The 13,670-nt window shown below is 39.5% G+C and carries 17 protein-coding genes; 6 read left to right on the forward strand and 11 right to left on the reverse strand.

The window, feature by feature from the left end; translation table 11 throughout:
- The first annotated feature begins 729 nt into the window (after nt 1-729).
- Nucleotides 730-1,362: a PAQR family membrane homeostasis protein TrhA gene (trhA, locus tag HPE56_RS12710; RefSeq protein WP_188244139.1), complete on the forward strand. Its 633-nt coding sequence runs from the start codon at nt 730-732 to the stop codon at nt 1,360-1,362.
- Nucleotides 1,363-1,383: 21 nt separating this feature from the next.
- Here the strand turns inward: trhA and HPE56_RS12715 are convergent, their stop codons facing one another.
- The gene (locus HPE56_RS12715; RefSeq protein WP_188244140.1) at nt 1,384-1,812 is read right to left on the reverse strand and encodes a DUF4268 domain-containing protein; all 429 of its coding nucleotides are present in this window, start codon (nt 1,810-1,812) and stop codon (nt 1,384-1,386) included.
- Nucleotides 1,813-1,814: 2 nt separating this feature from the next.
- On the reverse strand, nt 1,815-2,486 hold the full coding sequence (locus HPE56_RS12720; RefSeq protein WP_188244141.1) for a ZIP family metal transporter: 672 nt from the start codon (nt 2,484-2,486) through the stop codon (nt 1,815-1,817).
- Nucleotides 2,487-2,577: 91 nt separating this feature from the next.
- On the opposite strand from HPE56_RS12720, the gene HPE56_RS12725 reads away from it, so the two are divergent.
- Together HPE56_RS12725 and HPE56_RS12730 are read left to right on the forward strand one after the other, a co-directional pair.
- Nucleotides 2,578-3,747, forward strand: a complete 1,170-nt coding sequence (locus HPE56_RS12725; protein WP_188244142.1) for a THUMP domain-containing class I SAM-dependent RNA methyltransferase — start codon at nt 2,578-2,580, stop codon at nt 3,745-3,747.
- 3 nt (nt 3,748-3,750) lie between these two features.
- Entirely contained in the window at nt 3,751-3,981 is a 231-nt protein-coding gene (locus tag HPE56_RS12730; protein ID WP_188244143.1) for a hypothetical protein, read from the forward strand.
- Between the two features lie 33 nt (nt 3,982-4,014).
- On the opposite strand, the gene HPE56_RS12735 is transcribed toward HPE56_RS12730, so the two are convergent.
- The 4 genes from HPE56_RS12735 to HPE56_RS12750 all read right to left on the reverse strand — a co-directional run bounded on the left by HPE56_RS12735 (nt 4,015) and on the right by HPE56_RS12750 (nt 8,088).
- Nucleotides 4,015-4,809, reverse strand: a complete 795-nt coding sequence (locus HPE56_RS12735; RefSeq protein ID WP_188244144.1) for a DUF6048 family protein — start codon at nt 4,807-4,809, stop codon at nt 4,015-4,017.
- The gene (locus tag HPE56_RS12740) at nt 4,790-5,281 is read right to left on the reverse strand and encodes a DUF6452 family protein (protein WP_188244145.1); all 492 of its coding nucleotides are present in this window, start codon (nt 5,279-5,281) and stop codon (nt 4,790-4,792) included. Before HPE56_RS12740 ends, HPE56_RS12735 begins: the two co-directional genes overlap by 20 nt.
- A gap of 4 nt (nt 5,282-5,285) precedes the next feature.
- Nucleotides 5,286-6,695, reverse strand: coding sequence for a 23S rRNA (uracil(1939)-C(5))-methyltransferase RlmD (gene rlmD, locus HPE56_RS12745; RefSeq protein ID WP_188244146.1), 1,410 nt, complete (start codon nt 6,693-6,695; stop codon nt 5,286-5,288).
- 217 nt (nt 6,696-6,912) lie between these two features.
- A complete protein-coding gene (locus HPE56_RS12750) occupies nt 6,913-8,088 on the reverse strand; it encodes a mechanosensitive ion channel (RefSeq protein WP_188244147.1) in 1,176 nt (391 codons plus the stop codon).
- A gap of 205 nt (nt 8,089-8,293) precedes the next feature.
- Here HPE56_RS12750 and rocD point away from each other — a divergent pair, with 205 nt between their 5' ends.
- Entirely contained in the window at nt 8,294-9,568 is a 1,275-nt protein-coding gene (gene rocD / locus HPE56_RS12755) for an ornithine--oxo-acid transaminase (protein WP_188244148.1), read from the forward strand.
- Nucleotides 9,569-9,622: 54 nt separating this feature from the next.
- Here rocD and HPE56_RS12760 read toward each other — a convergent pair whose 3' ends face one another.
- Genes HPE56_RS12760 through HPE56_RS12770 form a run of 3 tightly spaced genes read right to left on the reverse strand, consistent with a single transcriptional unit; the run spans nt 9,623 to nt 10,609 of the window.
- Entirely contained in the window at nt 9,623-9,940 is a 318-nt protein-coding gene (locus HPE56_RS12760; RefSeq protein ID WP_188244303.1) for a CCC motif membrane protein, read from the reverse strand.
- Nucleotides 9,941-9,965: 25 nt separating this feature from the next.
- Entirely contained in the window at nt 9,966-10,289 is a 324-nt protein-coding gene (locus tag HPE56_RS12765) for a CCC motif membrane protein (RefSeq protein ID WP_188244149.1), read from the reverse strand.
- A 20-nt stretch (nt 10,290-10,309) separates the two neighbouring features.
- Nucleotides 10,310-10,609 carry a DUF2752 domain-containing protein gene (locus HPE56_RS12770; RefSeq protein ID WP_188244150.1) on the reverse strand — a complete coding sequence of 100 codons (300 nt, stop codon included), beginning with the start codon at nt 10,607-10,609 and terminating at the stop codon, nt 10,310-10,312.
- Nucleotides 10,610-10,671: 62 nt separating this feature from the next.
- Between HPE56_RS12770 and HPE56_RS12775 the strand changes: the two genes are divergently transcribed.
- Nucleotides 10,672-11,220 carry a Smr/MutS family protein gene (locus HPE56_RS12775; RefSeq protein ID WP_188244151.1) on the forward strand — a complete coding sequence of 183 codons (549 nt, stop codon included), beginning with the start codon at nt 10,672-10,674 and terminating at the stop codon, nt 11,218-11,220.
- A gap of 19 nt (nt 11,221-11,239) precedes the next feature.
- Here HPE56_RS12775 and HPE56_RS12780 read toward each other — a convergent pair whose 3' ends face one another.
- Nucleotides 11,240-11,746, reverse strand: a complete 507-nt coding sequence (locus HPE56_RS12780; protein ID WP_188244152.1) for a hypothetical protein — start codon at nt 11,744-11,746, stop codon at nt 11,240-11,242.
- A gap of 102 nt (nt 11,747-11,848) precedes the next feature.
- Between HPE56_RS12780 and HPE56_RS12785 the strand changes: the two genes are divergently transcribed.
- The gene (locus HPE56_RS12785; protein WP_188244153.1) at nt 11,849-12,997 is read left to right on the forward strand and encodes a cysteine desulfurase family protein; all 1,149 of its coding nucleotides are present in this window, start codon (nt 11,849-11,851) and stop codon (nt 12,995-12,997) included.
- Here the strand turns inward: HPE56_RS12785 and HPE56_RS12790 are convergent.
- Complete coding sequence (locus HPE56_RS12790) at nt 12,994-13,653, reverse strand: hypothetical protein (protein WP_188244154.1); 660 nt, start codon at nt 13,651-13,653, stop codon at nt 12,994-12,996. The genes HPE56_RS12785 and HPE56_RS12790 overlap by 4 nt on opposite strands.
- Between the last annotated feature and the right edge of the window lie 17 nt (nt 13,654-13,670).

Raw genomic sequence — 13,670 nt, forward strand, 5'->3', positions numbered from 1 at the left:
TCTGCGCCGATGGTACTGCTACACTAAGTGGGAGAGTAGGCCGCCGCCTTTTTCGAGAGTCCTTCACAGCAATGTGAGGGACTCTTTTTTTTTGACCCATTTTTGTAGGACCGATGACCTGGGGTCAAGAACAATTTCTGGGTATTTGGATATTTATACAAATAGTTGGGTTACCCTAAATAGGGATCATGACCCATTGTTGTGTTTATACAAATCTTGTGGTTAATCTGTAAAGGAAGAATGCTATATTTTTTACCCCCTTGAACGGGGTCCTAAAAAAGGAACGGCCTATTTTTGATTTCGTTTTAAATCAAGTGGTTTCCGCATTGGGCGGGGGAAGCCGTCCATAGAGCATTTCACTTTAGTGAAAGCGGCCTGGACGGTGTGGCCGCGGAAAGTGCGTGGATTTAAAGAAATTCAAAATCAGCCTAGCGTTTTTTGTTTCTTTTTTGGGCAATGCAAAAAAGAACAGATCGCCAACTTCGGGATAGTTTATGCTTTCTATTTCTAATTCACATACAACTTTTAGGATTGATCCTTTTTTTTGACCCATTTTTGTAGGACCGATGACCTGCCCCTTCCGGCAGCATCATGCATAGGCCGCCATTGGTACAGGCCGACCGAAAGCCTAGGTGCCCTCTTGAAACCCCACCACAATATGTGAAAGTCTTTTTTTACGCAATAATGTGGACTATTTTGTAATTTTGTCTGCTTAATGGGTAGTCCAACATGACTAAGGAATTGACATATCACAAGGAAGAAAAATGGAATGCTATCTCACATGCATTAGGAATCTTTTTTGGTGTTTTTGGATTGTACTTTCTGCTACAACATAATGCACATAAGACCGTGTATGCCCAGATGAGCATAATCATCTACAGCATATCCTTTATCGTGCTGTTTTTGGCCTCAACGCTTTACCATTCGGTTTCCAACCCCGAATTAAAACGCAAATTGAGGGTATTTGACCACATCAGTATTTATTTGTTGATAGCGGGCACCTATACCCCCTTGGCCTTAATAACATTGGAAAATGGCAAGGGATGGTTGATATTCTATGTGGTATGGGGAATTGCTGCCGTAGGTACCTTATTGAAGATTTTCTTTACCGGGAGGTTCGAGGTACTTTCCTTGATCCTATACTTGGCTATGGGTTGGTTGATCGTAATGGACTTTTCCAATATCATGGCCTATACATCAAGGCTTGGTATACAATTGCTTTTTTTAGGAGGGGTATTCTATACGATCGGTACTGTTTTCTATGCTTGGAAACGTATACCTTATAACCATTTTATATGGCATTTGTTTGTGCTGGGAGGGGCTATAAGCCATTGGCTTTTTATATACTATGATGTGGTTTGATCATATATGGCCAGAAAGGGGTCAGTTTTCGATTATTTCCCGATATTCCAAAAAGAATGCTTCAAATAGGAGCATGTTTTTGTTCAAAAATTCCATCGTTTCCCGCCACGTATCCTTATTGTGGATGGAAACATTGTTCAATACAACGTATGCCCTTGAAATTTCTTTCCCATTATCCAGAATCTGGGAATCATTAAAAATAACCTCGGGTAAATAGTCATTTTTCACTATCGATTCCAGGGATAGTAGTTTGTCCCATAGTTCGATACGTACGCCAAGGTCGGAATGGTCAATATCCAACGAAACCATGGCCTTCTTCAGTTCAAAATGAAACTTTAGGGAAAGTCCCTTTATCTTGGTATTGTACAATATCCATTTACGGGGAAACGATTTACCAAAGGAAATCCAGAATTCTTGCCGTAATCTTTTCGATGCTTCCTTACTGAACATTGTTATAGGGAATATGCAATTACGATCCCAAGTACGATGACCACCAATTTTCTCAAATTGAATTTATGGCCTTCCGAACTTTCAAAAAGGATAACCGTTGAGATGTGTAAAAACACACCTATGACCAATGCTGTTATGGGGACATAGTATTTCATGGCAAAATCAAAATGGGACGCCATATAATTGCCTAATGGCGTCATTAAGGAGAACAAGACCATAAAGAATATGGCATAGACCAATTTAATTTTGGAGTTCAGTAGGAAAATGCTCAAAACTATGGCTATCGGAATTTTATGGATCAGGATACCATAGATTAAATGGTCATGTTTTTCAATGGGAAAGCCTTCCAACAATGAATGTATCGACAGACTAACGAACAATAACCAAGGGAATTTCGAGTTCTCAATGTCAAAATGCATATGGCCATGTTCGGCACCTTTGGAAAAGAACTCCAGAAAAATCTGTAATAAAATCCCGAGCATTATATAGACCCCTACCGTCTTCGAATCCGATATGGCATAGACCGAGGGGAAAAGTTCAAAAATGGTCAAAGACAATAAAAAGGCACCACTAAAGGCCAGTAAGAGTTTAAAATTCCCATTGTTGGTTGGTTTTACGAAGTATACAAAGGCAAAACTCAACAACACCCCGAGAATGAGCAATACGTAAGTCATTAAAGCTGGTTTAGTTGCGAATACTAATTAATGCCACGTGTCGTGGTTGGCGTAAAATTACTGTATTTTTGTGGCAATCTTTATAAAGCATATGAACAATAATTTTAGAATGGTGGCCAAAACCTTATTTGGTTTTGAAGAACTTTTGGCCAAGGAATTGCGTAACCTTGGTGCTAGTAATGTGAAAGAGGGTGTCCGCAGTGTTTCATTCGAGGGTGATACCGGTTTTATGTACAAGGCCAACCTTTGTTTACGTACGGCCATAAAAATCATAAAACCCATACATTCGTTTACCGTTCGTAATGAAAATGAGTTATATAGAAAGATCTATCAAATGGATTGGACCGAATTTCTTTCGACCGATTCAACGTTGGCCATAGATACTACATTGTTTTCAGATGTATTTACCCACTCGCTCTATGTCTCACAGAAAATCAAGGATGCCATCGTGGATAAATTCAGGGATACTGATGGGCAAAGGCCCAATGTGGATGTCAAGTTTCCCGACATTCGTATCAATGTACATATTCATAAGGAGCATTGTAATATATCGTTAGATAGTTCGGGGCGATCCTTACACCACCGGGGATATAGGACAGCCACGAATATAGCACCGATCAACGAAGTTTTGGCTGCTGGATTATTATTGTTGAGTGGATGGGACGGACAATCCGATTTTTTGGATCCCATGTGTGGTAGTGGAACATTTTTGACCGAGGCTGCGATGATTGCCTGTAATATACCGGCTAACATCAATAGGAAGGAATTCGCTTTTGAAAAATGGAATGATTTTGATGAGGAGCTTTTTCAAAAGATCATTGAAAGTAGCTTAAACAAAACCCGTGAGTTTCATCATAAGATTGTAGGGTATGATAAGGCACCTTCTGCGGTACGGAAGTCCATAGACAACATAGCCAATGCCAATCTTTCGGAATATATTACGGTAGAACGTAAGAGTTTCTTCGATTCAACCAAGTTCACCGATGCCCATTTGCACATGGTATTTAATCCACCTTATGGGGAGCGTTTGAATCTTGATATGGAGGATTTCTATTCGTCTATCGGTAATACGCTAAAGCAGGAATACCCAGGTACAGAGGCTTGGTTTATTACATCAAATTTGGAGGCCCTTAAGTTTGTGGGCTTACGGCCTTCGAGAAAGATCAAGGTTTTCAATAGCCATTTAGAGTCACGTTTGGTCAAATACGTGATGTATGAAGGGAGTAAAAAGGCCAAATACCAAAATAAAGACAACGATTAGTCTATGAAACCAAAAACACGTGCTGTAGTATACAATTTTTTAGGCTTTGCGATACTTTTTCTGGTCTTACGTTTTGCTTTTGGCTATTTTTTTGATATAAGCCGATTTTATTTGGCCTTGGCGGCGGCAGTTTCCGCCAGCTTTTTAGCCCCAAAATTTGGGGTTGTGGAAGGTGATGGGCATGCAAAGATTATGATGAAATGGATTTTCATCAAAGGCTTTCGTGAAATCTAAGGGTTCTTCTCGGGTTACCGAAGTACTGAAAATTTAATTCCGAGGTCCGTCATTGGGCTTTTCAGGTCGTTCAGGGCCCTGTTCCATTTCAGGTTTTTCCTTTTTTCGCTTGTTCGCCTTTTTGTACAACGGTATCATATAGGTGATGGAATAATTATATCCTATTCCGAATTTACTGTCATCGGTAACTTTATTGAAGCCTGGTATAAATAGATTGGGGAAATCTTCCGACTCCTTGTTGTTGGTCAAAAAAGCAATACGAAGACTACCACCCAGATATAAATTGGTGAACAATTCGGCTTTTAATCCAAAGATAAATTCGAGCCATGAGGCGTTTAAGCCATCAAATTCCTGGGCCTCTGAGGAACCATTGGGGAATGCGTCAGTGTTCCAATACCTACTGGTGTCGTAATAGTCAAAGTTGTTCAAGGTCTGACTAAAGGAACTTAGTGCAAATCTTCCACCAATAAAAATGGAATTGTTCATACCGTACCAATTTTCATAGGTATTATAATCAATGCCCAGTTTAATATAACTACCCGATGTGGTAAAATTGTATAGGTCCTCTTGAGATGTTTTGTCCTCAGTGCCCATCTCTCCGGCGATGTATAATTTTTGGTTCAAACGATAATCCGCGACTATTTCGAGTCCTTTGTAATCATCACTGGTCTGGGTAAGGATGATACGGCTAAGGTCAACCCCGACCCTTAAACCATAAGTTTGCTTGTGTACAACGGTATCTTTGGGCTGTAGGTCAATGGTTTCTTCTTGAGCCCATCCAGTAAAGAGGAACATCAGAAGACTAAGGCTAGTGAAATATCTTAACATGGGCTGTATCTGAATTTTCTATCGTGGGGTTGACAATCTCAATACTCTTAATCCAATTATCGGTATCGATGGTTAAATCGGTATCTGAAATTTCGTAGTTGGCAACAAATCCACAGGCTCGGGAAATGTATACTTCCTTTGTCTCATAGGAGTAGGTAAGTACATCATAATTTACAGGGCCATCATCGGTCGTTTGTTGGGACAGGACAAAGGTGGTGTTTGTAAAATCGGACCGTAAGGGTACAGCGATTGAATCTGACGCAGCGTTGGTGATAATATCCAGGGTGTCTGGGGAAACAAGTCCCCTAACGACCAAGTTGGAAACATCCTTGAATTCGGTGGGATCGGTGGCGTCGTAAAAACGCATTACCAAATGCGGCGTATCACCTTCGACGCAGATATCATCTTTTTCGCACCCAGCGAAGGGAACGATGCCGATTAAAATGAAAAAAGCAATTTTTATTTTATTCATGAAGCTATAACTTTTCCAAAAGTACAACATTTTCTACATGATGCGTTTGCGGAAACATATCTACAGGTTGAACTTTAGTTACGCTATATTGATGTTTCATCATCTCCAAGTCCCGGGCTTGGGTCGCACTATTGCAACTTACATAAACGATTTTTTTTGGGGCGATGTTTAAAATCTGTTGAACAACGTCCTTATGCATACCATCCCTTGGGGGGTCTGTAATTATGATATCGGGGGTACCATGGGTTTCGATGAAGTCGGTGTTGAACACATGCTTCATATCGCCAACAAAGAAATCGACATTGTCGATATTATTATTGGCCGCATTGGCCTTGGCATCTATGATGGCTTCAGGAACAGATTCTATACCTACGACCTTTTTGGCATTTTTAGAAACGAATTGGGCAATGGTACCTGTTCCGGTATACAGGTCATACACCAATTCTTTTCCGGATAGTCCCGCGAAATCACGGGTGACCTTATACAACTCGTAGGCTTGCTCCGAATTGGTTTGGTAGAATGATTTGGCATTGATCTTAAATTGAAGACCTTCCATTTCCTCTATGATGTGGTCCCTTCCTGAAAAGCAGATGATTTCTTGGTCATAAATGGTATCATTCTGTTTCTTGTTGATCACATATTGCAAAGAGGTGATTTGGGGAAACACGCTGGTTAGATGGTTCAGTAATAGTTCCCTTTTAATCCGATCCTCTTCAAAAAACTGGATCAACACCATGATTTCCCCGGTAGAGGCAGTTCGTATCATCAAGGTACGCAACATACCGTATTGATTTCGGGGATTGAAAAAAGTAATGTCGTTTTTCTGGGCAAAATCCTTTACTTCCAATCGAATGGCATTTGAAGGGTCTGCTTGAAGGTGGCACTTTTTTATATCTAAAATCTTGTCCCACATACCTGGAATATGAAAACCTAGGGCGTTCTTGTCTTCAATTTCAACGTCGGATTGAATTTCCGCCAAGGTCAACCAACGACTATCGGAAAAGGAGAACTCCATTTTGTTTCGATAGAAGTACTGGTCTTTAGAACCTATAATGGGGTTTATACTGGGTAGCTCTAAATGCCCAATACGACGAAGGTTGTTCTCTACTTCCCGTTGTTTGTAGTACAATTGGTGCCCATAACCCATATTTTGCCATTTACAGCCGCCACAAATCCCAAAATGTTCGCACTTGGGTTCCACACGTTTGTCGGAGTAGGAGTGGAAATTAATCGCCGATCCTTCAAAATACGCCTTTCGCTTTTTAGTGGTCTGCACATCAACTACGTCACCGGGTACGGTGTTGTTCATAAAGATGACCCTGCCATCGGGTGCTTTTCCCACTGTTTTGCCCTTGGCCCCGGCATCTATTACTTCTATATTCTCGAAGACCTGTCTTTTGTTCTTTTTACGCATGGCGCAAAAATACTAATAGGTTTGCATTTATAGTAGGTATCTTTCGTAGTATACTAATAAAATAATCCTAAAAGATGAACCTTTTTTAATTTCATAGGCTTTTGCTAATTAAATCAATGCAAAACTACCTAAAGTAGAATAAGGTATAATAGGGTAAAAAAAAAGGGTTCCGAATTTTGGAACCCCTTTTTTTGCTAAATACAAATAATCTATACGATTACTGTTTTTTATGATTGAACCTATCTAAGATACGTTCCATCTGTTTTCCTGCTGCAGCACGACCTCCAAGACCAAAAGAAAGAGCTATGGTTGTGGCTACTGTAGCTAAGGTAATACCAAAAGCCATGTTTATGATTTCATCGCCAATACCCATTGTTTTAAGACCCATTGCCAAAAAGATGGCGAGTATACAAATTCTAAGGATGGAAGCAACAAATTGGTTGTTGTTGCTTTTTGAAAGACTTTTATATGCGATACCTGAAATCCAGTTTCCGATAATAAGAATGATCAATCCGAAAAGGATGTTACCTGCTACTCCTGAGATAGTATTTAAGATTTCGGTAAGTTTTATGAACTCTAATTTTTCAATGGCGGTCATTAAACCAAAAAGGACAATAAAGAAGAAGGCAAGATTACCTACCAATTTAGGTATATTGGTTTTCGAAGAGATTCCTTCAAGGTTCATGCTGCTCAGCAATTCGTTTATTTTTAGGTTTTCCAGTAAGTCACTTAATAATTGAGAGGCGAAACGTCCTCCGACTACAAAGAAAATCAATATGATAACAGCAACTAAAATTCTTGGAATAGCAGCAAAAAATTGCTCAAGCATAACGGTTGCCGGTTCAGAGATGGTATCCATATTCAAGATGTTCAAGGCAGTGATCAACATTGGTATGAAAATGAAGATGAAGACCAATTTTTTCAAAATTCCCACAAGGTTAAGATTATTAGGTAGTTTTAATTTGGGAACGAAATCTTGGATAGTATCACCTGAGAGGCCTACCAATTCTGATACAATGGTCGCCAACATATAACCAATATAGCCTACAAGACCAGCCCCTACGATATTAGGTACAAAAGCCAAGAAGTTATTGAGTAAGTTTTTAACTGGCTCCAAAACATTGGTCATTCCTAGTTTTTCAAGAGCAAGCATAAAAACAAAGATCATAGCTAGAAAGTAAACTAACTTTCCTATAAAACTTGAAAGTTTCATTTTATCCGAACTAAGCTTATCATCTATTTTGGTTTTTTTGATGAGTTTTGTGATAAGCCTTTTTATGAATCCGGCAATAAGGGAGCCTATAATCAATATTAAAATTGCTGCAATTGTGTTAGGTAAATAGTCTCCAAGTGAATTGGATAAACTGTCTAAAGTGTTTTGTAAATAATTCATTATTGGTGTTTGTTTAATGGTTACAACTAAAAATATATTTTTCAAAAAGGATTAAATCCTGATTTATAAAATCTTATGTCAAAATCGACAATAGCCCATTAATTATCGATGAAAGGATATTATTTTCTATTTTTGTGTTCTACAGTAGGATGATTTCTCTCCCAAAGAAGGAATTGCTAAAGTTTTATTTAAATAATCAAGTAACATGTCAGTCTTAGAAAAAATCAGCTCTAAAGCGGCTATTGCCTTGGAAGAAAAGTACGGAGCACATAATTACCATCCATTACCTGTTGTTTTAAGTGAGGGAAAAGGGGTATATGTTTGGGATGTTGAAGGAAATAGATACTATGATTTCCTTTCAGCCTATTCCGCGGTAAACCAAGGGCATTGTCATCCTAAAATCGTTAAGGCATTACAATCGCAAGCAGAAAAATTGACCTTGACTTCAAGGGCTTTTTATAATGATATACTTGGCAAATACGAAAAGTATGTTACGGAGTATTTTGGTTTTGAGAAGGTGTTGCCGATGAATACTGGGGCCGAAGCGGTCGAGACAGCCATTAAATTGGCCCGTAAATGGGGGTACGAGAAAAAAGGAATACCCGCTAACCAAGCTAAGATCATAGTTTGTGAGAACAACTTCCACGGGAGAACGGTGACCATTATTTCGGCATCTAACGATCCAGTGGCTACAGAGAATTTTGGGCCTTTTACACCTGGCATCGTCTCTATCCCTTATAATGATATCAAAGCTTTGGAAGAAGCCTTGCAAGATGAAAATGTAGCCGCATTCTTGGTGGAACCTATTCAAGGGGAAGCTGGCGTCTTTGTTCCTGATGGGAATTACCTTAGTGAGGCTTTACAATTATGTAAATCGAAAAACGTATTGTTCATTGCAGATGAAGTACAGACAGGAATTGCAAGAACGGGTCGACTTTTGGCCACCTGTGGCAATTGTTCATGCCCCGATAAATCATGTAGCGGTACTCCAGAGGTTAAACCCGACGTACTTATTTTAGGGAAGGCCATTTCAGGGGGTGTTTTTCCGGTATCCGCTGTATTCGCTAATAATGATATTATGGAGGTGATAGGCCCTGGAAACCACGGATCTACTTTTGGTGGCAATCCATTGGCTTGCGCTGTGGCTATTGCAGCTTTGGAGGTTGTAAAGGAAGAGAAGCTTGCCGAAAATGCCTATGAATTGGGAGTGCTTTTCAGAAATGAAATGGAAAAATTGATCGAGCAGACCGATTTGGTTTTGAAGGTACGGGGTAAAGGCCTTTTAAATGCTATTGTAATCAACGATACCGAGGATAGTTCTACGGCCTGGGATTTGTGTATGGCCCTCAAGGAAAACGGACTTTTGGCCAAACCTACCCATGGTAATATCATACGGTTTGCCCCGCCATTGGTGATGACCAGGGGGCAGCTATTGGATTGTGTTTCGATAATCACCAAAACAATAAAAGAATTCAAATAACAAAAAAATCCCCTGAACATTTGTTCAGGGGATTTTTTCTTACCAGGTCAGAATCTATAATGCCCAGTCGGCACCAGAAGCAGATCCTGCAATTATCGCTGCAATTACCCCAAAATAGAGGACAGTGAAAACCAGCAATATCGCCGCTAAGGCAATACCTATATAGGATAGGATCCTACCCGTTTTTACATTCTCAATCCCAGAAAACCTGTCAGGTTCCGCATTATACATGCGCTCGGCCTTTTTCGCCTTTGAAAGGCCAATAATTCCGAAAATGCCCCCAAAGGGACCACAGCATAATATAGTAAGCACTATTGATAATATACCAAAAGTCAAAGCATTGCCCGAGTCTGGTAAGGTTTCTCTATTCATATTCATTGTATAATGGGTTGTAGGTTTATTGCCATTGTTCGCTCATCTCCTGAACTTTCTCCATGTATCCTTCCCATCCACCCATTTGGGAGATTTGGAAAAAGGTATATGCAAAATATAAAACCCCTATAGCCAAGGCAACGATAGCAAGTATTTTCGCCGTTTTAAGTTGACTGTAATTTGAGTAATCTTCTGGACTAGCCTTATATTTCTTTTCATCTTTAAGGGCTAACATTAAAGCGATTCCTCCAAAAAGGATTCCAGGTATCCCTGCAAAGCAGCAGCAGACGTAACCTATAATGGATAGCACAATGACTATTGTAACATTGGGTAATTTTTGTTGTTCCATAATTTAAAAGTATTTGGTTGTTATATAAATTTCAAGATATAGTTGCCCAGAATCAATATGACGCTGGATACCATTAAGGTAATTATAATCGTGTTGGAATGTTTAATCGTAAAAAAACTATCAGCCAATAAAAAAACCAATAAGGGAATAATGGTAAAAATAGCAGGGTACATGGCAAAGGCATCGGCAAATTCACCTTTGAATAAGAAGGAAATAGCACGTTGGGCCCCACAACCCGGGCATTCGATGCCGAAAAATTTCTTATTGAGACAAGGAAGCATATAATCATCCAAAGAAATCATGAAATACCGCAGTTGCATTTTTCCTTAAATTTATTTCTTAGGGCAAAATAACCATTATTTTTGTGGTAGAAAACAAATTTATGCGGCTTTTTAATATAGGTGATAGGGTAGAGGTGCTTGACGAGATGATGAGTGGGGTGGTCGTGGCTGTTTCCGGTAATGAAATCACCATTGAAACCGAAGATGGCTTTGTGATGCAATTCGCCGAAAATGAATTGGTTGGAAGACCCGATACCGATGATATAAGGGTAACCAATTATGAGGTGGCCAAAGTCAAGGCCGAAAAGGAAATTGGCAAAAAACGAAAAACTACAATATTAAAACCTAAAGAACGAAATGCCCCGAAAATGGAGGTTGATCTACATATCAACCAATTGGTCAAATCATCAAAAGGTATGAGTAACTATGAAATGTTGAATTTGCAAATGGAAACAGCCAAGCGACAATTGGAATTTGCCATGCAAAAACGCATACAGAAAGTGGTTTTTATTCACGGGGTAGGGGAAGGTATCTTAAAGGAAGAACTGAATTTTCTCTTTGGAAGGTACGATAATGTACGATATTACGATGCCGATTACCAGAAATACGGTCTTGGTGCCACCGAGGTATACATATATATGAATACTTGAGTCAACTATTGTGGCACAATCAATTGGCAGTGGTAGTGATTACCCCGAATTCGCTGATCTGCAGATCGGTGATCCTTTGATCGGTGGAAGTGATAAAGGTGATTCCACTTAACTCCAAAGTATGTTCGTACGTATCTGTTGATCCCTCTGCCAAGGTAGTGGTGATTAAAACCTCGCCATCCTCTGCTTCAATCTCTTCCATTACCGTAGGTGTGGCGGTTGGTATGTCATCACAAAAATAATCACTGTCAACATCATCCGAGAATATCCTGTAGGTTAATTGTGATTTGCCGGGAATGGCACTGCTGAAGGTTTCGGAAACCTCATTTTTGAGAACTCCGGATTCCAATTCAAGAATTAAGGCTTCATTATCGCTTATTTTAAAGAAAATTGTACTCGATGTTGTTACGGTCGATTCACAAGTGCTGATGTCAACACTGTCGAAATCTATGGTCTCTATTTGCAACTCACCATCATCACAGGATAGGGATAAGGTTAAAATGCATAAAACGAATAGGTTCTTCATGCTCCAAATTTAAAGGAAATAAACAATAAGTTTATCTTCTTTGGGATAGATTTTACATTTTATTCGGTTATTTTTGACCCGCTTTTACTATAGCACTTACCCATGAAAAATGTTTATCTAGACAATGCGGCCACTACCCAGATCAGGAAGGGGGTCATCGAAAGAATGCAAAAAGCATTGACAGACTATTACGGTAATCCTTCATCTACCTATAGTTGTGGGCGTACGTCGAAAACCGCCATTGAAAGTGCGCGGAAGACCATTGCCAAAGCATTGAAGGCGCATCCTTCCGAGATAATTTTCACTTCGGGCGGAACCGAGGCCGATAATATGATTCTTAAAAGTGCTGTGCGTGATTTGGGGGTTAAAACGATCATTACCTCCAGAATAGAACACCATGCTGTTTTGCATACCGCCCAGGATTTGGCCAAGGATTATAATATCGCCTTGAAATTTGTTGATTTGGATGAAAACGGTACGCCACAACTTCCTCATCTAGAACAATTGTTGCAGGAAGATGACACCAAAAAATTGGTGAGCCTAATGCACGTAAACAATGAGATCGGTAATTTATTGCCTATTGGGGAGGTTGCTGAAATGTGTAAGGCCAATGCGACCTTGTTCCATTCCGATACGGTACAGTCCATTGGTCATTATGAATTGGATGTGACGAAGGTTCCCATCGATTTTATGGCAGCCTCTGCCCATAAGTTCCATGGGCCAAAAGGTGTGGGTTTTGCCTTCGTGCGAAAAAATTCGGGACTTAAACCTTTGATTTCAGGAGGGGGGCAAGAGCGGGGACTTAGGGCAGGTACCGAATCGGTACATAATATAGTTGGACTTGAGGAGGCGTTTCAACTGGCCTATAAACATCTTGACAAGGAACGGGCTTATATCGAGGGGCTTAAAAAATATTTCATGGCTAGGTTAACGGAAGTTGTTCCTGATGTTGTATTCAATGGACTTTCGGGTTCACTGGACGAAAGTACCTATACGCTTGTAAATGTGGGATTGCCCATAAGCGACGATAAAACAAGAATGCTTTTGTTCAATTTGGATATGAAGGGCATTGCATGTTCAAAAGGTAGTGCATGTCAATCAGGAAGTGATGCGGGATCCCATGTGTTGAATCAATTGCAAAAAGGGGAAGGGTCTAAAAGAACCTCATTGAGATTCTCATTTTCAACATACAATACCACCGAGGAATTGGATTATACGATAACGGTGTTAAGGCAACTTATTGGGGCTTAATTTTTATTCTTGTTCTTGCCTTTTTTCTTTTCACGATCATAAGGGAATTTTCGTGTGGCCAATTTCATCATTCGGTCAATAAGGTCATAGGTATTCTTGCCAGTTTTTTTATTTATTTTTTTCTCATATTTCCAAAGCAACTTGCCGGTATTGCCATCACTTATCTTAATGCCTATTCGGCCATAATTGGAATCCCCAAGAAAATAATCCATAAAACTGGATTCTGTGGGCACCCCGTTTGAAAGAAGGATGTTAAGGTCCATATTACCGCTGATAATACCATCTACCCCTAAGATTTCGCTCAATTGTTTTACCGTATAAACATCAATGTCCTCATAGGTGATATTGTTTTGGGCCAAAATGGCATTGGTGTTTTTGGTATTCTGGAATTCCACTGAAAATTTCTTTTTGCTTTTTCGTTTGGAAAAATAGGTTTCCAAGGCATTTTGAACAGCATATCCCTCCTTCTCCTTTAATAGTTCCAAATCATTTTTAGACATATCATGTTTCAAATCCAAATTGGTTAAGAAGGGGATAATGGCCAGAATTTTATGGTCTTGACTTAGACGGTCAAAATTTTTATGTTCATAAATATTTTTTTGGGCACTTACCATAAAACTGCACAAAAGGAGCATTGACACTAATAACTTTTTCATCACATATATTTTTTTCG

Origin of the sequence: Maribacter aquimaris, assembly GCF_014596745.1 — a bacterium.
Classification (GTDB): domain Bacteria; phylum Bacteroidota; class Bacteroidia; order Flavobacteriales; family Flavobacteriaceae; genus Maribacter_A; species Maribacter_A aquimaris.